The organism is Saccharopolyspora antimicrobica (assembly GCF_003635025.1).
Taxonomy (GTDB): domain Bacteria; phylum Actinomycetota; class Actinomycetes; order Mycobacteriales; family Pseudonocardiaceae; genus Saccharopolyspora; species Saccharopolyspora antimicrobica.
Map to the genome: position 1 here is coordinate 961,711 of NZ_RBXX01000002.1, position 17,068 is coordinate 978,778.

The 17,068-nt window shown below is 69.9% G+C and carries 20 protein-coding genes; 7 read left to right on the forward strand and 13 right to left on the reverse strand.

What is annotated here, in order from left to right; all coding sequences use genetic code 11:
• Window positions 1-21 precede the first annotated feature (21 nt).
• The 6 genes from mmsB to ATL45_RS05190 form a co-directional block, all read right to left on the reverse strand.
• On the reverse strand, window positions 22-909 hold the full coding sequence (mmsB, locus tag ATL45_RS05165) for a 3-hydroxyisobutyrate dehydrogenase (RefSeq protein ID WP_093152198.1): 888 nt from the start codon (window positions 907-909) through the stop codon (window positions 22-24).
• Between the two features lie 32 nt (window positions 910-941).
• The gene (locus tag ATL45_RS05170) at window positions 942-1,976 is read right to left on the reverse strand and encodes an enoyl-CoA hydratase/isomerase family protein (RefSeq protein WP_093152201.1); all 1,035 of its coding nucleotides are present in this window, start codon (window positions 1,974-1,976) and stop codon (window positions 942-944) included.
• Between the two features lie 158 nt (window positions 1,977-2,134).
• On the reverse strand, window positions 2,135-3,304 hold the full coding sequence (locus tag ATL45_RS05175; protein ID WP_093152576.1) for an isobutyryl-CoA dehydrogenase: 1,170 nt from the start codon (window positions 3,302-3,304) through the stop codon (window positions 2,135-2,137).
• A gap of 86 nt (window positions 3,305-3,390) precedes the next feature.
• Window positions 3,391-4,890, reverse strand: a complete 1,500-nt coding sequence (locus ATL45_RS05180) for a CoA-acylating methylmalonate-semialdehyde dehydrogenase (RefSeq protein WP_093152204.1) — start codon at window positions 4,888-4,890, stop codon at window positions 3,391-3,393.
• Window positions 4,891-5,222: 332 nt separating this feature from the next.
• The gene (locus ATL45_RS05185; protein WP_093152207.1) at window positions 5,223-5,666 is read right to left on the reverse strand and encodes an NUDIX hydrolase; all 444 of its coding nucleotides are present in this window, start codon (window positions 5,664-5,666) and stop codon (window positions 5,223-5,225) included.
• Between the two features lie 50 nt (window positions 5,667-5,716).
• The gene (locus ATL45_RS05190; RefSeq protein ID WP_246025176.1) at window positions 5,717-6,004 is read right to left on the reverse strand and encodes an ArsR/SmtB family transcription factor; all 288 of its coding nucleotides are present in this window, start codon (window positions 6,002-6,004) and stop codon (window positions 5,717-5,719) included.
• 66 nt (window positions 6,005-6,070) lie between these two features.
• Between ATL45_RS05190 and ATL45_RS05195 the strand changes: the two genes are divergently transcribed.
• Together ATL45_RS05195 and ATL45_RS05200 are read left to right on the forward strand one after the other, a co-directional pair.
• Entirely contained in the window at window positions 6,071-6,508 is a 438-nt protein-coding gene (locus ATL45_RS05195; protein ID WP_093152209.1) for a VOC family protein, read from the forward strand.
• Window positions 6,509-6,694: 186 nt separating this feature from the next.
• Complete coding sequence (locus tag ATL45_RS05200; protein WP_246025177.1) at window positions 6,695-7,699, forward strand: methyltransferase; 1,005 nt, start codon at window positions 6,695-6,697, stop codon at window positions 7,697-7,699.
• Here ATL45_RS05200 and ATL45_RS05205 read toward each other — a convergent pair.
• The gene (locus ATL45_RS05205; protein WP_093152212.1) at window positions 7,674-8,327 is read right to left on the reverse strand and encodes an MOSC domain-containing protein; all 654 of its coding nucleotides are present in this window, start codon (window positions 8,325-8,327) and stop codon (window positions 7,674-7,676) included. The genes ATL45_RS05200 and ATL45_RS05205 overlap by 26 nt on opposite strands.
• Before the next feature lie 221 nt (window positions 8,328-8,548).
• Here ATL45_RS05205 and ATL45_RS05210 point away from each other — a divergent pair, with 221 nt between their 5' ends.
• Window positions 8,549-9,169 (forward strand): GNAT family N-acetyltransferase, encoded by a 621-nt coding sequence (locus ATL45_RS05210; RefSeq protein ID WP_093152215.1) that lies wholly within the window; start codon window positions 8,549-8,551, stop codon window positions 9,167-9,169.
• A 10-nt stretch (window positions 9,170-9,179) separates the two neighbouring features.
• On the opposite strand, the gene ATL45_RS05215 is transcribed toward ATL45_RS05210, so the two are convergent.
• Entirely contained in the window at window positions 9,180-9,740 is a 561-nt protein-coding gene (locus ATL45_RS05215; RefSeq protein ID WP_093152218.1) for a Uma2 family endonuclease, read from the reverse strand.
• Between the two features lie 257 nt (window positions 9,741-9,997).
• Window positions 9,998-11,311 (reverse strand): isocitrate lyase, encoded by a 1,314-nt coding sequence (gene aceA / locus ATL45_RS05220; RefSeq protein ID WP_093152221.1) that lies wholly within the window; start codon window positions 11,309-11,311, stop codon window positions 9,998-10,000.
• A gap of 118 nt (window positions 11,312-11,429) precedes the next feature.
• On the opposite strand from aceA, the gene ATL45_RS05225 reads away from it, so the two are divergent.
• Complete coding sequence (locus ATL45_RS05225) at window positions 11,430-12,896, forward strand: XRE family transcriptional regulator (protein ID WP_093152223.1); 1,467 nt, start codon at window positions 11,430-11,432, stop codon at window positions 12,894-12,896.
• 238 nt (window positions 12,897-13,134) lie between these two features.
• Here the strand turns inward: ATL45_RS05225 and ATL45_RS05230 are convergent, their stop codons facing one another.
• A complete protein-coding gene (locus ATL45_RS05230) occupies window positions 13,135-13,380 on the reverse strand; it encodes a serine hydrolase domain-containing protein (protein ID WP_143121627.1) in 246 nt (81 codons plus the stop codon).
• 265 nt (window positions 13,381-13,645) lie between these two features.
• On the opposite strand from ATL45_RS05230, the gene ATL45_RS05235 reads away from it, so the two are divergent.
• Both ATL45_RS05235 and ATL45_RS05240 read left to right on the forward strand, forming a co-directional pair.
• Complete coding sequence (locus tag ATL45_RS05235; RefSeq protein ID WP_143121628.1) at window positions 13,646-13,912, forward strand: hypothetical protein; 267 nt, start codon at window positions 13,646-13,648, stop codon at window positions 13,910-13,912.
• A gap of 96 nt (window positions 13,913-14,008) precedes the next feature.
• Window positions 14,009-14,425, forward strand: a complete 417-nt coding sequence (locus ATL45_RS05240) for a YfbO family protein (RefSeq protein WP_121505295.1) — start codon at window positions 14,009-14,011, stop codon at window positions 14,423-14,425.
• Between the two features lie 5 nt (window positions 14,426-14,430).
• Here ATL45_RS05240 and ATL45_RS05245 read toward each other — a convergent pair whose 3' ends face one another.
• Window positions 14,431-14,985, reverse strand: coding sequence for a hypothetical protein (locus ATL45_RS05245; protein ID WP_143121629.1), 555 nt, complete (start codon window positions 14,983-14,985; stop codon window positions 14,431-14,433).
• Window positions 14,986-15,031: 46 nt separating this feature from the next.
• Window positions 15,032-15,622: a TetR/AcrR family transcriptional regulator gene (locus ATL45_RS05250; protein ID WP_093152235.1), complete on the reverse strand. Its 591-nt coding sequence runs from the start codon at window positions 15,620-15,622 to the stop codon at window positions 15,032-15,034.
• Between the two features lie 68 nt (window positions 15,623-15,690).
• On the opposite strand from ATL45_RS05250, the gene zapE reads away from it, so the two are divergent.
• Window positions 15,691-16,698 (forward strand): cell division protein ZapE, encoded by a 1,008-nt coding sequence (zapE, locus tag ATL45_RS05255; protein WP_093152237.1) that lies wholly within the window; start codon window positions 15,691-15,693, stop codon window positions 16,696-16,698.
• A gap of 52 nt (window positions 16,699-16,750) precedes the next feature.
• Here the strand turns inward: zapE and ATL45_RS38730 are convergent, their stop codons facing one another.
• Window positions 16,751-16,921: a hypothetical protein gene (locus tag ATL45_RS38730; protein ID WP_170210165.1), complete on the reverse strand. Its 171-nt coding sequence runs from the start codon at window positions 16,919-16,921 to the stop codon at window positions 16,751-16,753.
• Window positions 16,922-17,068 lie beyond the last annotated feature (147 nt).

Genomic DNA, 17,068 nt, shown 5'->3' on the forward strand with positions numbered 1-17,068 from the left:
GAACCACTCACGGACCCCAACTCAACTACCGGAGTGCTCCCGGACCGACTTGATGATCGCGGCGAAGTCCTGGTCGCCGCCGCCCTCCTCGTTGAACCGCCGGTAGAGCTCGGTGGCCAGCCGGCCGATCGCGATGTCGGTGCCGCTCTGCTCGGCCGCGGAGGTGGCCAGCCGGAGGTCCTTGAGCATCAGCGCGGCGGCGAAGCCGGGCTCGTAGTCGTGGTTGGCGCGGCTGGTCTCCACCAAGTCCGGCACCGGGCAGTTCGTGGTCAGCGCCCAGCACTGGCCGGTGGAGATCGAGGCCACGTCGTAGAGCGCCTGGTGCGAGAGCCCGAGCCGCTCGCCGAGCACGAACGCTTCGCTCACCGCGACCATCGAGGCCCCGAGGATGAGGTTGTTGCACATCTTGGTGACCTGGCCGTTGCCCGGCCCGCCGCAGTGGATCACCTTGCGCGCCATCGGTTCCAGCAGCGGTTCGGCGCGGTGGAAGTCGTCCTCGGAACCGCCGACCATGAACGTCAGCGTGCCCGCCTCGGCACCGGCGGTGCCGCCGGAGACCGGGGCGTCGACCGAACCGAACCCGGCCGCCACCGCCCGCTCGTGCGCCGCCCGCGCGTCCGCCACGTCCACGGTGGACGAATCGATCAGCAGCGCACCGGGCTCGGCCGCGGCCAGCACCTCGTCGTAGCACTCCAGCACGTGCTTGCCGCTGGGCAGCATGGTGATCACCGCATCGGCACCCGCCACCGCGTCGGCCACCGACGCCACGGTGGTCACGCCGTGGCGGGTGGCGACCTCCAGCGCAGCCGGGATCAGGTCGTAGCCCTGCACGGTGTGCCCGGCCTTGACCAGGTTCGCCGACATCGGACCGCCCATGTGGCCCAGCCCGATGAAACCGATGACAGCCATTGTCACAACCTTTCTGCGCTGGAAATTCGGGGTCAGCCGAACAGCTTCGGCTCGTCGGCGGCCGGGGCGAAGAACTCCGCCACCCGCGCATCGTCCACTTCGGACAGGGTGGCGGGCGTCCACCGCGGATTGCGGTCCTTGTCGACCAGGGTCGCCCGCACGCCCTCGACGAAGTCGCCGATCCGCACGCAGGCCATGGCCAGCCGGTACTCCTGCGTGAGCGCCTCCTCCAGCGAGGTGTAACCGCTGCGCAGCGCCTTGAGCGTGACCTTGAGCGAGGTCGGCGACTTCTGCCCGATCGCCTCGGCGGCCTCGCGGGCCGCGGCTTCCGGCCGCTCCCGCAGCCGCTCCAGGACCTCCTCGACACTGTCGGCCGAGTAGGCCGCGTCGATCCACTCCCGGTGCTCGGCCAGCGGCGCGTCCGGGGTGGGCGCGGCGAACTTGCGCAGCACCTCGTCGACCTGGCCGCCGGCCAGCGCGTCGATGAGCTCAGGCAGGGTGGCGCTGTCCACGAAGTAGTCGGCGATGCCGCAGTGCACCGCGTCCGCGCCGCCGATCGGGGTACCGGTCAGCGCCAGGTGCGTGCCGAGCTCGCCGGGCGTGCGGGAGAGCAGGTAGGTGCCGCCGACGTCCGGGATGAAACCGATGCCGACCTCCGGCATGCCGACCTTGGAGCGCTCGGTGACCACCCGGTGCGAGCCGTGCGCGGAGATGCCGACGCCGCCGCCCATGCAGATGCCGTCCATGATCCCGACGACCGGCTTCGGATAGCCCGCCAGCGCCGAGTTGAGCCGGTATTCCTCGGTCCAGAACGCGGTGGGCAGCGACTCGTCACCGGCCTTCGCCGCGTCGTGCAGCGCCCGCACGTCACCGCCTGCGCACAACCCGCGCTCGCCCGCCCCGTCGATCAGGACCGCCGCGATGTGCTCGGCGTTGCGCCACTGCTCGATGGCCTCGGTCATCGCCCGCACCATGTCCAAGGTCAGCGAGTTGAGCGCCTTGGGCCGGTTGAGCGTGATCCGTCCGAGCGAACCCTGTTCGCGAACCAGGACCTCGGGCTCCGTCATGTTGCGACTCCTGTGTCTCCTCGTGCGCGCGAACCTGCCCGACGCGCCCCATCGCAATTTCAATTGAAATCAGACGTCCGATTTCAATTGAAGTTGCGAAAAGCACTGCGGGACCTCCCAGTCCGCGCCGGTGCGCCGGTCGTTCCCGTGCTGCGGCGTCACTCCGCCAGCAGGCCCCGGGAGACGATCAGGCGCATGATCTCGTTGGTGCCTTCCAGGATCTGATGCACCCGCAGGTCGCGGACGATCTTCTCCAGGCCGTACTCGGCAAGGTAGCCGTAACCACCGTGGATCTGAAGTGCTTCGTTGGCCACCGCGAAACCCGTGTCGGTGGCCAGCCGCTTGGCCATCGCGCACAGCCGGGTCGCCGCGGGTTCCTTGGCGTCCAGCGCCGACGCCGCCCGCCACAGCAGCAACCGGGCGGCCTCCAGCTCGGTGGCCATGTCGGCCAGCTTGAACTGCAGCGCCTCGAACTCGCTGAGCTTGACGCCGAAGGCGGTGCGCTCCCGCACGTAGCCGAGGCTCTTGTCCAGCGCGGCCTGCGCTCCGCCCAGCGAGCACGCGCCGATGCTGAGCCGTCCGCCGTCCAGCCCGGTCATCGCGATCCGGAAGCCGATGCCCTCCTCGCCGAGCCGCTGGTCGGCGGGCACCCGGACACCGTCGAAGATCACCTGCCTGGTGGGCTGGGCGTTCCAGCCCATCTTCTTCTCGTTCGCCCCGAACGACAGCCCCGGCGCACCGGCTTCGACGACGAAGGTCGAGATGCCCTTCGCGCCCTGCTCGCCGGTGCGGGCCATCACCACGTAGACGTCCGAGCTGCCGCCACCGGAGATGAACTGCTTGACGCCGGTGAGCAGGTAGTCGTCGCCGTCGCGGACCGCACGCGTCTGCAGCGCGGCGGCGTCCGAACCGGCTCCCGGCTCGGTGAGGCAGTAGCTCGCCAGGCGCTCCATCGAGCACAGCTGCGGCAACCAGCGGGCGCGCTGCGCGTCGGTGCCGAAGCGGTCGATCATGCCCGCGCACATGTTGTGGATGGAGATGTAGGCGGCGATCGACGGATCACCGCCGGCCAGCGCCTCGAAGATCAGCGCCGAGTCGAACCGGCTGAGGCCGCTGCCGCCGACCGATTCGTCGACGTAGATCCCGCCCATGCCGAGCTGCCCGGCCAGCCGCAGCGTCTCGACCGGGAAGTGCTTGGCCTGATCCCACTCCACCGCGTGCGGCGCGAGCTGTTCGGCGGCGAACTCCCGCGCGGCATCGCGGATCGCGCGCTGGTCGTCGGTGAGCTCGAACGCCGACGCCGGGCCGGCAACCGCTGCAACGGACACGTCCACTCCTTCGCATTCGGCGGTCTCGGCGCGAAACCACCGGTTCCTGCGCGGCGGCACCGGCCCTCCGGCGCCGCCGCCCGGGTTCAGTGCATGGTCGGGATGGTGAAGCTGGCGCCTTCCTTCAGTCCGGAGGGCCAGCGCGAGGTGACCGTCTTGGTCTTGGTGTAGAAGCGGATCGAGTCCGGGCCGTGCTGGTTCAGGTCGCCGAATCCGGAGCGCTTCCAGCCGCCGAAGGTGTGGTAGGCGATCGGCACCGGGATCGGCACGTTCACGCCGACCATGCCGGTGTTGACCCGGGAGACGAACTCGCGGGCCGCGTCCCCGTCGCGGGTGAAGATCGCCACGCCGTTGCCGTACTCGTGCTCGCTGGGCAGCCGCAGCGCCTCGTCGTAGTCGGCGGCGCGCACCACCGACAGCACCGGGCCGAAGATCTCCTCGCGGTAGATCCGCATCTCCGGGGTGACGTGGTCGAACAGCGAAGCGCCGAGGAAGAACCCGTCCTCGTGCCCGGCGAGTGCGAAGTCGCGACCGTCGACCAGCAGCTGAGCGCCCTCCTCGACGCCCGCCCCGATCAGGTCCAGCACCCGCTGCCGGGCCTGCCCGGTGACCAGCGGGCCGAAGTCGGCGTCGGCGTCGAAGCTGGTGCCGATCTTGAGCTCGCCGACCCGCTCGACCAGCTTCTCCACCAGCGCGTTCGCGGTGGCCTCGCCGACCGGCACGGCCACCGAGATGGCCATGCAGCGCTCCCCCGCCGAGCCGTAGCCGGCGCCGATCAGCGCGTCGACGGCCTGGTCGAGATCGGCATCGGGCATCACGATCAGGTGGTTCTTGGCGCCGCCGAAGCACTGCGCGCGCTTCCCGTGGGCCGCGGCGGTGGTGTAGATGTACTCGGCGATCGCCGACGAGCCGACGAACCCGACGGCCTGCACGCGCGGCTCGGTCAGGATCGCGTCGACCGCGGTCTTGTCGCCGTTGACCACGTTGAAGATGCCCGGCGGCAGCCCGGCCTCGACGAACAGCTCGGCCAGCCGCAGCGGCACCGAGGGGTCCCGCTCGGAGGGCTTGAGCACGAAGGCGTTGCCGCAGGCGATGGCCGGTGCGGCCTTCCACAGCGGGATCATCGCCGGGAAGTTGAACGGCGTGATGCCCGCGACCACGCCCAGCGGCTGCCGCATCGAGTACACGTCGATGCCGGTGCCCGCGCTCTCGCTGTACTCGCCCTTGAGCAGGTGCGGGATGCCGACGGCGAACTCGACGACCTCCAGCCCGCGCTGGATGTCGCCCTTGGCGTCGGCGACGGTCTTGCCGTGCTCGGCGGCCAGCAGCCGGGCCAGCGAGTCCATCTCCTCGTTGACCAGCTGCAGGAAGCGCATCAGCACCCGCGCCCGCTTCTGCGGGTTGAGCGCGGCCCAGGCCGGCTGCGCCTCGGCGGCGTTGTCGACCGCCGCCACGACCTCCGCCTCCGACGCCAGCGGCACCCGGGCCTGCACCTGCCCGGTGTTGGGATCGAACACGTCGCCGAAGGAACCCGAGGTCCCCGCGACGCGCTTGCCGCCGATGAAGTGCTCCAGCTCGTTGGTCATCTCGCAACGCACCTTCCGCCGTACCGGCCGGTAATTACTCGGAAGTCAAACCTTTGGTACCCCAATCATTCCCAGAAGTCGGCCACCCGCAACAGGGTGTGCCGCGTCACACTTTCGCCTCAACTCGGTCCCGCACCCGCTCTGACAGGCCGAGGACGCCCACCTGACCCGCGCTCGCTGCCGCGCGGCCAACACGACTCGTCGGCATGCCGCCCCGGCCGGGCTGGTGGCGATTTCGCGCGGAATCGGCGTTCCGCACGCGGACGAGGAGACGTTCTCGCGCGAAATCGCCGCCGAACCGACCGCCGCGCAGAACCGGCGCGGCGAAGGGGTCAGAGCTCGGAGCCGAGGTACTTCTCGAGGATTTCGGCGAGTTCGGGGCCGAGCGGGAACTCGTCGGGCTTCGCCACCCAGGCGTAGGCGTCGTGCTCGGTCAGGCTCACTTCGACCACCGGTTCGACCAGGACCGACCAGGTGTGCTGGCGGTTGAAGCGACCCTTCTTGGTCGTGTAGTCGAAGGCACCCAGGTACCCGGTGATCTCCTTGACCCGGAGGCCGGTCTCCTCGCGGACCTCGCGGTGCAGCGCGGTGGTCAGGTCTTCACCGGGATCGACCTTGCCGCCGGGGAACTCCCACTCCCCGCCGCGGGAGTCCTCCGCGCACCGGCGCACCAGCAGGACCTGTCCGTCGACGTCGATGAGGGCCGCGACGATCTGCTGCTCGACACCGTCAGCGGCGTCGTGGCGAGTCAGGTCGGCCATGTCGGCCAAGTGCATGCGGGCCGTCCTCCCGGGCTTTCGGCCACGGTACCGCAGGGCGGATCAGGCTATTCGGCCGTGCAGAGCGCGTCAGACATCCGGCGGACGACTTCCAACCCGTCCGGGGCCAACGAGTAGCAGATCTGGGTGCCATCGCGGCGGGTGCGCACGAGACCCGCGTCCCGGAGCGTGCGCAGGTGCCCGGAGATCGTCGGCTGGCTGACGCCGAAGTGATCGGTGAAGTCGCAGGCGCAGATCTCGCCCTCCCGGCGCAGGCGCTCGAGCATGCCGAGGCGGATGGGGTGCCCCATCGCCCGGAACAGCGCCGCGGCGTGCGTCAGATCGTCGGTGCCCACGCTCGCATTGTATCGCCATCTTCCTATACATTGCGCATAGGTAAATTCCTATATAGGAGAACAACGATGACGTCAGGTGTGAACGAGCTGGTCCTGGAGGTGGCGGACCTGGCCGCCGCCGAGCGCTTCTACACCGAGGTGCTCGGCTTTCCCGTCATCGAGCGCTGGGAAGGCGAGCACTGGCGGCACCGGGAGGCGGTCTGGGTGCTGGCCGGAGGAACCCGGATAGGCCTGTGGAAGCCGGCCCTCGGCATCGCGCGCGCCCGCGGCGGCGTGCACGTGCACTACGCGCTGTCCGTGGACGACCAGGAGTACGACGCGGTGGTCGAGCGGATTCGCGGCCTCGGTGTGCAGGTGGACGAGGTCGAGTTCGGCCCGGGCAACGCGCGCTCGGCGTACGTGGCCGATCCGGACCACAACGTCGTCGAGTTCTGGACCTGGGACGTGACCGCGGGCAGCCCCGGCGCTCCGCGCGCGATCAGCGAAGCCGTTCCCGGGCTCTGATCCGAGGCCGACCAGCTGGTCCGCGCAGGCTCGTCCACAACGGACTCGACGCGCGGGCCGGCTGCGCGGCCCGATTCCCCGCCGGGACTGCTGGGCTCCTGGCACGAGCCGCCGAGCGCCGGAGTCCACAAAGCACAACCACGGCGCAGCGCGCTGATCGGCGGTCGCGGGCTTACCCTGCAACGCATGTCCTCCGAATCACCGGACATCTGGGCGATGGCCGACCTGGCCACGCCGTTCGCGGTTCGGACCGCGGCCACCCTGCGCGTGCCCGACGTGGTCAAGGACGGTCCGCTACCGCTCGCCGAGATCGCGCGCCGGTGCCACGCCGTGGCCGATCCGCTGGGCCGGGTGCTGCGTTTCCTGGTGCACCACGGCATGTTCACCGAACCGGAGCCCGACGTCTTCGGCCCCAACGACGCCTCCAACGCGCTGCGCAGCGATCTGGTCGACGGGCCGCGCTCCTGGCTCGACCTCGACGGTGCGGTCGGCCGCGCCGATCTCGCGTTCGTCGAACTCATCGAGCAGGTGCGCGGGCACCACCCCGCGTACGCGGCAGCGTTCGGACGGTCCTTCTGGGAGGACCTGGCGCACAACCCGCAGCTGTCGGACTCCTTCGACACCTTGATGGAGAACAAGACCCACGGGATCGCTCCGCTGGTCGCCGACGCGCACGACTGGACCCGTTACGCGCGGGTCGCCGACGTCGGCGGCGGCAAGGGCGTGCTGCTCGCCGAGCTCCTCCGCCGGTACCCGCAGCTGCGCGGTGTCCTGGTCGATCTGCCCGGGCCCGCCCACCACGCCACCGCCTACCTGCGGGAGCAGGACGTCCTGGAACGAGCCGAGGTGGTGGCGGCGAGCTTCTTCGAACCACTGCCCACCCGCGCCGACGCGGTGATCATCTGCGATGTCCTGGGCGACTGGGACGACGAGGACGCCGCCCAGATCCTGCGGCACTGCGGCCAGGCGATGGAACCCGGCGGCCGGGTGCTGATCGTCGAACTGCTGCCCGACACCGACCGGATGGCCACGTTCACCGAGATGGACCTGCGCATGATGGTCTACGTCGGCGGCCGGATGCGCGACCTCGACCGCACCCAGCAGGTCGCGGCCGCGGCCGGGCTGTCCGTCGAGGACTTCACCCCGCTGGACAACGGCTACGCGATCATCGAGTGCCGCTCCGCGCCCTAGCCACCTTGGCGGCGAGCGACTCGCGCCAGCCCTCCGGGAGATCGTCCAGGCCACGCGCGACGTGGTCGACCAGCTCCGCGCCGCGGTTCATCGACACCGCGAACACCTCGGCCACCCGCACGCCGTGCTGCGGGCGCGAGAGCACCTCGACGGTGTCCCCGGCGGTGATCTCACCCGCCTCCTCCACCGCGAGGTAGGCCCCGGTCCTGCCGTGCTCGGTGAACTCCTTGACCAGCGACTGGGCGTCCCAGAACCCGGCGAAGACCCGGCACGGGGTGCGCGGTCCGGTCACCCGGAGCACCGCCCCGCCGATCCGCCACCGCTCACCGATCACCGCCGAGCTGCTGTCGACGCCGGTCAGCGTGAGGTTCTCCCCCGCGTTGCCCGGCACCAGCTCCCGCCCCAGCACCCGGGACCAGTGCGCGAGTTCCTCCCGGTCGAAGGCGTAGGCGGCCTGGTACCACGCACCGTGGTGCTTGCGGTCGCACACCGTGTCCCCGCACACCCCGGTCGGCTCGAACAGGACCGGACGATCCACCGGCTGCTTGTCGATACCGCTGCGCCCGACGCGCCCGGTCCACTCCCCGGTCCGCACCACCGCGACATTCACCGACTGGACGATCCCCATACCCAGAACCTACGTCGCGGCCCATCCGCGCCCGCAACCGATGCCCACATGCGCCGGGCGCGGCGAGCGGAAGACCCGCTCATCGAGCCCGGTCCGACGCGGTTCCGCGGCGCAGGCGAACCGGAACGGACGCCAACGGGTGATCCGGCACTCTTTCAACGGCATTCCTCCTCCCTGTTCGGCATAACGGAATTGAGGCGCTGATCCGAAGGGCAACAACCATGCAGACCACCACGCGCGACGACCTCCTGCTCCGCTCCGCCGGCGGTGAAGACACCGCGAGCCTCGTGGAGCTGCTCGGCACCGCTTACCGCGACGAGCCCCGCATGGCTTCTCTGCTGCCCGATCGGACGCACCGGGAATCCCGGCTGCGCAAGCTGTTTTCCCTCCTGCTCGACCACGAGCACAGCACCGAGATCGCGGTGGCCTGCGGCCGGCCGCAGGGCGCAGCGGTGTGGGAGCGGCCCGGCGGCGAGGCACCCGCGCTCGGCCGCCGCCTCGCCCACCTCCCCGCACTGCTCTCCGTCTTCCGGTGGCACCTCCGGGACACCGCACGGGCGATCCAGACGTTCAACGCGACCGACAGCCACCGCCCGGACGAGCCGCACTGGCACCTGTTCGCCCTCGCGACCGCGCCGCAGGCGCGCGGCGGCGGAATCGCCCGCGCACTGCTGGAGTCCGGGCTCGCCCGCGCCGACGCCCGCGGCACGCCCGTGTACCTGGAAACCACCGCGCACGCCGGAGTCGCCCACTTCGAGCGGTTCGGCTTCCGGGTGATCCACGAGTTCCCGATCGCCGGCGGCCTGACCGCGTACGGGATGTGGCGCCCGGCCCGGCGCTGACCCGGTCGCGTCAGGGCCGCAGCCCGGCCACCAGGTCGGCGGGGGCGAACCGGACCGGGAATGGTCGTTCCGGCTCGAACAGCTCCTCGCCGACCACCCGCGCCACCCGCTGGTAGTCGCTGCCGCCGACCAGCTCCCACGCCGTCACCGACGGCACCTCCAGGTCCGGGTCGACGAGCCAGAAGTGCTGGCTGCCCAACCTGGCGTGGGCGGCCTTCCGCAGGCTGATGTCGTTCAGCCTGCTGCTCGGCGATGCGACCTCGACCGCCAGCACCGGCGCGGCCTGCAGGTTCTTCAACGTCAGATCGGCGTAGCGCGCGACCACGAGGTCCGGACGCAGCTCGGTGTAGAGGTCCTGCCGCACCGCGAACGGCGCGGCGAGCACCCGGTATTCGGGCGGACTCGCCCTATGCAGGCGGACGAACAGGGCACCCAGCGCCTCCTGGTGCGGCCACCCGGCTGCCGCGCCCACCAGCAGCTCACCGTCGACCAGCTCGTACCGGCGCCCGTCCTCCGGAAACGCCTCCAGGTCCTGGACCGTGAACCGACGGCCACCAAGATCGATCGACATCGCGTGCTCCCTCCACTCGTGCGGCCCCGGTTTTCGAGGTCCCGCATATAAAGAGGAGCGAAGGTGCCGCACAGATACAGCTGACACCGATGATCACCTGAACGGGTTGAAAACCCCTACCGCAAAAGAGAAGTGAGCGGGAACCCGACGCCTGGGTTCCCGCCCACTCGCACCATCGCGATATTTCCGACACCCCGCCACAGGGCCGCTGGTGCGTCTCGGGTGGCCGGCCGCGGGCCGACCACGGTCTCAACCGGTCAGTGGAACTGCGCGGTCTCGGTCGAACCGGCCAGCGCCGTGGTCGAGGAGTCCGGGCTGACCGCGGTGCTGATCAGGTCGAAGTAGCCGGTGCCCGCCTCGCGCTGGTGGCGGGTCGCGGTGTAGCCGTCGGCCTCGGCGGCGAACTCGCGCTCCTGCAGCTCCACGTAGGAGGTCATGCCGTCCGCCGCGTAGCCCTTGGCCAGGTCGTACATGCCGTAGTTCAGCGAGTGGAAGCCGGCCAGCGTGATGAACTGGAACTTGTAGCCCATGTGGCCCAGCTCCCGCTGGAACTTGGCGATCGTCGCGTCGTCCAGGTTCTTCTTCCAGTTGAACGACGGCGAGCAGTTGTAGGCCAGCATCTGGTCCGGGAACTTCGCCTTGACCGCCTCGGCGAACTTGCGCGCCACCTCCAGGTCCGGGGTGGAGGTCTCCATCCAGATCAGGTCCGAGTGCGGCGCGTAGGCCAGCGCGCGGGTGATGCACGGCTCGATGCCGTTGCGCACCTTGTAGAAGCCCTCCGGAGTGCGCTCACCGGTGGTGTACTGCTGGTCGCGCTCGTCGACGTCGCTGGTCAGCAGCGTCGCGGCCTGCGCGTCGGTGCGGGCGATGACCAGGCTGGGCACGCCGGCGACGTCCGCGGCCAGCCGCGCCGCGTTGAGCGTCTTGACGTGCTGGCTGGTGGGGATGAGCACCTTGCCGCCCAGGTGGCCGCACTTCTTCTCGGAGGCCAGCTGGTCCTCCCAGTGCACGCCCGCAGCACCAGCGGTGATCATGCCCTTCATCAGCTCGTAGGCGTTGAGGACGCCACCGAAGCCGGCCTCGGCGTCGGCGACGATCGGCGCCAGCCAGTGGATGTCCTCGCGCTCGCCGCCCGGCGTCTCCGGGTCCAGCGCCTCGGACCAGTTGATCTGGTCGGCGCGCTTGAGCGCGTTGTTGATCCGGCGGACCACCGAGGGGACCGAGTTCGCCGGGTAGAGGCTCTGGTCCGGGTAGGTCTCACCGGCCAGGTTGGCGTCCGCGGCGACCTGCCAGCCGGACAGGTAGATGGCCTGCAGACCGGCGCGGACCTGCTGGACCGCCTGGTTGCCGGTCAGCGCACCCAGCGAGTTGACGTAGTCGGTCTCGTGCAACAGCTTCCACAGCCGCTCGGCACCCTGCCGGGCGAGGGTGTGCTCCTCGCGCAGCGAGCCGCGGAGGCGGATCACGGTCTCGGCGGAGTGGGTGCGCTCGATGCCCTTCCACCGCGGGTTGGTGTCCCAGTCGCGCTGCAGCTCCTCAGCGGCCTGCTTCGCCTGCTCGCGGATGCTCATCTTGTTCCCCTTCCGGGCTCTCCTGCGGCCTGTTGCAACCCAGTTTTGCGCCCGGCCCCGCCAAACACGACCAGATTTTCGCGGTAATTTTCGAGATTTTTCTGTTAGCATCAACGCCATGACGGAGTTCGCCAGCGAAGAAGACCGCAATTTTTCGACGGAACACGACCTTCTGGTGTTCGGTCAGCGCCTGCGGCACTTGCGCCGCGCCGCCGGACTCACCCTCGTCGAGCTGGGTGAACGGGTCGGGCGCGCGCCGTCGCAGCTGTCGCTGCTGGAGAACGGCCACCGGGAGCCGAAGCTGTCGCTGCTGCGCGGGCTGGCCGATGCGCTGGGCACCTCCGTCGACGAACTGCTGTCCAAGAAGCCGCCGAACCGGCGCGCCGAGCTGGAGATCGCCGTGGAGAAGGCGCAGCTCGACCCGATCTACCAGCGGCTGGGCGTGCCGCCGCTGAAGGTCGGCAAGCGCGTGCCCACCGAGGCGCTGGAGCACGTGCTAGCGCTCTACGAGGAGCTCAGGCGCCGGGAGACCAAGCAGGTCGCCACCCCGGAGGAGGCCCGCAAGGCGAACGCCGAGCTGCGCCGGATGATGCGCGAGCACGGCAACTACTTCCCGGAGATCGAGAAGGCGGCCGCGGGCATCCTGGACAAGGTCGGCTACCACGGCGGACCGCTGTCGGAGGGGCAGATCCAGGCGATCGCCACCCACCTCGGCTTCGGGCTGCGGTTCGTCACCGACCTGCCGCGCTCGGTCCGCTCGGTCACCGACCTGAAGAACCGCCGGATCTTCCTGCGCCGCGAATCGCTGGGCATGCACAGCCCACGGACCATCCTGCTGCAGACGCTCGGCCACCTCACCCTCGGCCACAGCCAGCCCCGCGACTTCGCGGACTTCCTGCGGCAGCGCGTCGAGGCGAACTACTTCGCCGCGGCCGTGCTGGTGCCCGAGCAGACCGCGGTGCCCTTCCTGCAGGACGCCAAGGCCGAGCGCGACCTCGCGGTGGAGGACATGCGGGACGTCTTCTCGGTGTCCTACGAGATGGCCGCGCACCGCTTCACCAACCTGGCCACCCAGTACCTGGACCTGGTCTGCCACTTCGTGCGCAACGACGAGACCGGCATCATCTACAAGGCCTACGAGAATGACGGCCTGGTCTTCCCGAGCGACGCGACCGGCGCGATCGAGGGGCAGCGGATGTGCCGGTACTGGTCCGGCCGCCAGGTGTTCGCCTCCCAGGACCGCTACTCGACCTACTACCAGTACACCGACAAGCCGGGCGCGACCCACTGGTGCGTCGCGCACGTCGACCCGAGCCGCGGCCGCGACTTCGCGATCACGCTCGGCGTGCCCTACGCCGAGTCGCGCTGGTTCCGCGGGCGCGACACCAACAACCACTCCAAGTCCAAGTGCCCGAACGGCGAGTGCTGCCAGCGTCCACCCGCGGAGCTGGCCAGCCGCTGGGAGGGCATGGTGTGGCCGTCGGCGCGGGCGCACTCGCACGTGCTCGCCGCGCTCCCCGCGGACACCTTCCCCGGCGTCGACGAGGCCGACGTCTACGCGTTCGTGGAGGCCCACCAGAGCTGACCAATGTGGACCGACGCGCTAGGCCCGGCCGGGCGGCCCGGCCGTCGACTTCAGCGGGATGACCGGGCCTGCTGCACGCCGAAGAGGTGGTGTTCACGGTGATGCTGGAGGGCAGCCAGCACCGCCAGTGTCAGGCGTTCTGCGGTTCCACCGCACGTTCCGCCGATCCTGCGCTGTGAGCACACAGCGAACGCATCCGGATACCGGTAGGGCTCGGCTTCCTGGCCGCCCGAGGGCGTCAGAAGTCGCCGGTCGCAACTGCTCCGAGCAGTTCCTCCAGGTCGCCCATGCCCACGTGTTCTTGGTTGCTCAGGGCCGCGAAACGCAGATCGATGTCCGGCAGCCACGCGTTCAAGCACTTGAAACCAGCGTTGTCTCCGCTGTGGTAGCGCGCCTCGCGGCCAGCCAGCGGTCCCAGGAACCAGCCGTAACCGCACGCGGTCCGTGGCAACCTGGATCCACAGCTGATCTGCGGGCTGAACATCAGCGAGCGGGAGCTCGCCGTGAGCACATCACCCGCACGCAGGGCACGTGACGAGCGCGACCAAGGCGTGGAACTTCCCGGGCCTGCGCACACGCGGTGGTGGCGCTGACCAATCCCGCTGACGCCGAGGTGTGGGACGGGCTAGTGCACCTGGAGACCAGCGGGGTGAGCCCGTTGGGGATGAATCGCGACCACCGCGGCCTTCGAGCATGGGCAGCCGTGGCTGGAGGCGGTGCTCGCCGATCTGGGCGGCCGCAGGAATCAGGTGGTCGACACCCTGGCGGACGGCGGGCTCGGCGAGATCGTGCAGCCACCCAACGCGACCTGCCTGGCGTGGCTGGACCTGCGAACGTGGGACGAGCACGCGCCTGCGGAGTTCCTGCGCAAGACGGCGGGCGTCGTGCTCGGTGAGGGTGCGCACTACGGCGCGTCCGGAGCGGGCTTCGCACGGCTGAACTTCGCGACCGCGCCGGACGTGCTGGCCGAAGCTCTCGACCGGATCGTCCGCGTCCTGACCAGCGGCCGCGGGTAGCGCTTCGACCGGATGCCCTCCTGGCTCGGGAATCCCGCGCTGGGAGGGCATCTGCGCGAGCGGCGGTCGTCGCCCGTTCTGCCTACTATGCCGGTTGTGATCTCGCACGCCGATGTCCTCGCCCGCGCGGAAGCCGATGACGAGACCCTCCCGCTGCTCACCATCGACGAGTTCTTCGCCGGCAACACCGACGAGGAATCCCTGGCGCCGAACCAGTGGGGGTACGGACGCCCGGCGCTGAGCGAGATCGAACGGCGGCTCCGCGAGCTGGCGGAGGAGCCCGGCGTGTCCTGGGTGCGGGTACAGCTGCACGGCGACACCCACGCCCTCGACGGGATCGTCGCCGAAGCCATCGCGATCTGCACGGACAAGGAAGCCGGCGAAGTCGCGGAACTCCTCGACACCGAGTCCCTGCAAGCGGACGGCGTCATCGACGGCTACGCGACCGAGGACACCGGCGACGAACCCGAAATCCCGGCCGGAAACCGGGTCATCTCCGTCGTCTGGGACTGAAGGGCTCAGGCCGTTGACCGGATGTGCGGCAGCGCGATGTTCCACAGCGGTGGGATCGCACCGTCGGCGGGCACCGGTTGCTCGGGCGGCGCGGCCTCGGACCGGTGCTCACCGGTGAAGTCCGGGCTCGGCCCAACGCGCGGTGCGCGAACGCGCGAACGCGCCGCGAGCTCCTGCCCGTGCTTAAGGTCTCCGGCCGCGAGCTCGGCCAGCCATTCGGGGCCGTCCGTCGCGGCGGCCAAGTCGTCGAGGGCGCGGATCGGATCGCCTACGTGATCGCATACCAGCACACCGCGGACGTACTGCAGGACACGGCGGTCCAGCGGTCGGTCGATCCACGTCGTGAGCGCCATGTCGCAGCAGTGGACAGCGGTCTTGGGCTGCTTGTGCAGCAGTGCCGAGCAGATGTCCATCAACCACGCGTCGGGAGTCCACATGCCACCGCCGGCGACCCGCCATTGCATCGCGGTCCGGTAGAGGCCGTACCAGTCACCCTTGTCCAACAACGCCGTGCAGGCTTCGCGGAACGACGAATGCGGAGCAGGTGGTTTGACGCGCACCGGCTCAACCTACCTCCGCGTCCGGACACATCACCGATCATGACGTTCACGCGAGCACGCCGCGCAGGAATGCCTCGACCGCGCGGGAAAGTTGCGCGAGGCTGGCCGCGCTCCCGGACTCGGGCGCGTCCAGTGAGCGACTGCCGATGATCCGGTCGAACACCAATCCCTCGCACAGGCTGACCAGATCGGCACCTGCCGCCTCCGGGGCCGGCGCTTGCAGGGCGGTCATCAATGCGACCGCCAGCTGACGGGAAAACGCCGCCCGCGCCAGCGGTTCATGCAGCTCTGCGGTCGCGGTGACCTCGGCTACCAGCGCATATCTCGCGATGGTGTCGCTGCGCCGCTCCCCCAGCATGCGATCCAGGTGGGCCGCGATCCGATCGGCCGCAGCACGAACATCCGGCGGCGGTGCCGAACCTCCGAAGGCGTCGAAGTCGGCTCGTGCTCGGACCGCCAAGCGCGCCACCGCCGCTTCCAGCAGTGCTCGGCGGGTGCGCATGTAGTACGACGTGGAACCGCGCGGCAGCTCCAACCTCGCGTCCACGGCCAAGTGCGTCAGCGCCCGGACGCCCTGCTCGGCGACCAGCTCGATCGCGGCATCGGCGATCCGCGTCCGGCGGTCCTGCTCACACATGCCTCGACCTCCTCGTCAGCACCGCTACTCTACATCCATAGAGGCTCTATGAACGTAGAGGAGAGGCGATGCGCAAACGAGCTGATCTGCGCGAACGCTTCGACGTGGCCGCCGCTCGCGAAGGCTTCGAACTCGACACCGCGCAGCAACTGGTGGCCGACGAACTCGCCGGACTGGGTGCCGCCCCGCAGAAGCGCTTCCGCCGACCGCGCGGCCTGTACCTGCACGGCCCGGTCGGGCGCGGCAAGAGCTTCCTGGTGAACACGTTCTTCGCCGAAGCGCCCGTCCAGGCCAAGCTGCGAGTGCACTTCCACGACTTCTTCGACCAGCTCCACCGGACCATCGCGCGCATCCGAGCCTCGAACCGGACGAACGCCGTGGACAGCGCGATCGCCGAACTCGTCGGCAGCGCGCGACTGCTGTGCTTCGACGAGTTCCACGTGCACGATCCCGGTGATGCCGCGCTGGTCACCAAGCTGCTGCGCGCCCTGCTCGCACGCCGCGTCACGCTCGTGACCACGTCGAACTACCGCCCCGCCGATCTGCTGCCCAACCCGCTGTTCCACCACCTGTTCCGCCCCGCGATCGAACTCGTGGAGGGGAATCTCACCGTGGTCGAGCTCGGAGGCGGCCCGGACTACCGACGAGCCGGCGGGCGCGGGAATCAGGGCTTCGCGAGCGGAACCTGGTCGACGTCGCCGCCCGAGGAACTCCGCATCCCCACCACAGCCGAACGAACGCTGCTCGACGTCGACGGACGGCACCTGCGCGCTTCGGCCGTGCGCGACGGCCTGGTGTGGTTCGACTTCGACGAGCTCTGCGCAACCGCCACCTCGACGAAGGACTACCTCGTGCTCGCCGCGCGGTTCCGCACCTGGGTGATCACCGGTGTCCCGCGGTTGACCCACCGCGATGCGCAGGCCCAGCAGCGCTTCGCCAACCTCGTGGACGTGCTGTCCGAAAAGGACGCGACCCTGCACGTGGTGGCCCAGCAGGACATCGCGAGCACCCTGGCCTGCGGCCGCGACACCGACCGGACCGCGAGCCGCCTCGCCCTCCTGGAGTCCAGCAGCTGAACAGCGGAGGCCCCGCACCTGCGATGCGGGGCCTCGCTGCTGATCAGCGCCGTCAACCGAGCACGGTGACTTCCAGCTTCCGAACCGGGTCGATGACCTTGTCAGCCGTGGCGACAGTGCCATCGATGGCATCGTGGACGCCGTCGGCGAAGGCCGGGCCACCGCCCAGCAGGCCGAGTCCCGTTGCCGTCAGCATCGCGAGCACGAACGAACGCAAGCGCATTGCTCAGTCTCCATTCCAGGGTTGAGGTGTGCGCTTCGAAGTCTGGTTCGCAGTGTCACCGTGCGCCCGTGCACGCACCCTTCTGCCCCGGGGCCTCACTCGATCAGCGTGGTCTCCTCGCACGATCGGCGACCACGAGCCGTTGCG

Bases quoted from the DNA above. Each gene is read 5' to 3' on its own strand.
- ATL45_RS05210 (WP_093152215.1), top strand. From the start codon at position 8,549: ATGCAGACCACCACGCGCGACGACCTCCTGCTCCGCTCCGCCGGCGGT.
- ATL45_RS05185 (WP_093152207.1), bottom strand. From the start codon at position 5,666: ATGCACTTGGCCGACATGGCCGACCTGACTCGCCACGACGCCGCTGAC.
- ATL45_RS05200 (WP_246025177.1), top strand. From the start codon at position 6,695: ATGTCCTCCGAATCACCGGACATCTGGGCGATGGCCGACCTGGCCACG.
- ATL45_RS05250 (WP_093152235.1), bottom strand. From the start codon at position 15,622: ATGTGTGAGCAGGACCGCCGGACGCGGATCGCCGATGCCGCGATCGAG.
- ATL45_RS05205 (WP_093152212.1), bottom strand. From the start codon at position 8,327: ATGGGGATCGTCCAGTCGGTGAATGTCGCGGTGGTGCGGACCGGGGAG.
- ATL45_RS05180 (WP_093152204.1), bottom strand. From the start codon at position 4,890: ATGACCAACGAGCTGGAGCACTTCATCGGCGGCAAGCGCGTCGCGGGG.
- ATL45_RS05195 (WP_093152209.1), top strand. From the start codon at position 6,071: ATGACGTCAGGTGTGAACGAGCTGGTCCTGGAGGTGGCGGACCTGGCC.
- ATL45_RS05225 (WP_093152223.1), top strand. From the start codon at position 11,430: ATGACGGAGTTCGCCAGCGAAGAAGACCGCAATTTTTCGACGGAACAC.
- zapE (WP_093152237.1), top strand. From the start codon at position 15,691: ATGCGCAAACGAGCTGATCTGCGCGAACGCTTCGACGTGGCCGCCGCT.
- ATL45_RS05170 (WP_093152201.1), bottom strand. From the start codon at position 1,976: ATGACGGAGCCCGAGGTCCTGGTTCGCGAACAGGGTTCGCTCGGACGG.
- mmsB (WP_093152198.1), bottom strand. From the start codon at position 909: ATGGCTGTCATCGGTTTCATCGGGCTGGGCCACATGGGCGGTCCGATG.
- aceA (WP_093152221.1), bottom strand. From the start codon at position 11,311: ATGAGCATCCGCGAGCAGGCGAAGCAGGCCGCTGAGGAGCTGCAGCGC.
- ATL45_RS05230 (WP_143121627.1), bottom strand. From the start codon at position 13,380: ATGTTCAGCCCGCAGATCAGCTGTGGATCCAGGTTGCCACGGACCGCG.
- ATL45_RS38730 (WP_170210165.1), bottom strand. From the start codon at position 16,921: ATGCGCTTGCGTTCGTTCGTGCTCGCGATGCTGACGGCAACGGGACTC.
- ATL45_RS05215 (WP_093152218.1), bottom strand. From the start codon at position 9,740: ATGTCGATCGATCTTGGTGGCCGTCGGTTCACGGTCCAGGACCTGGAG.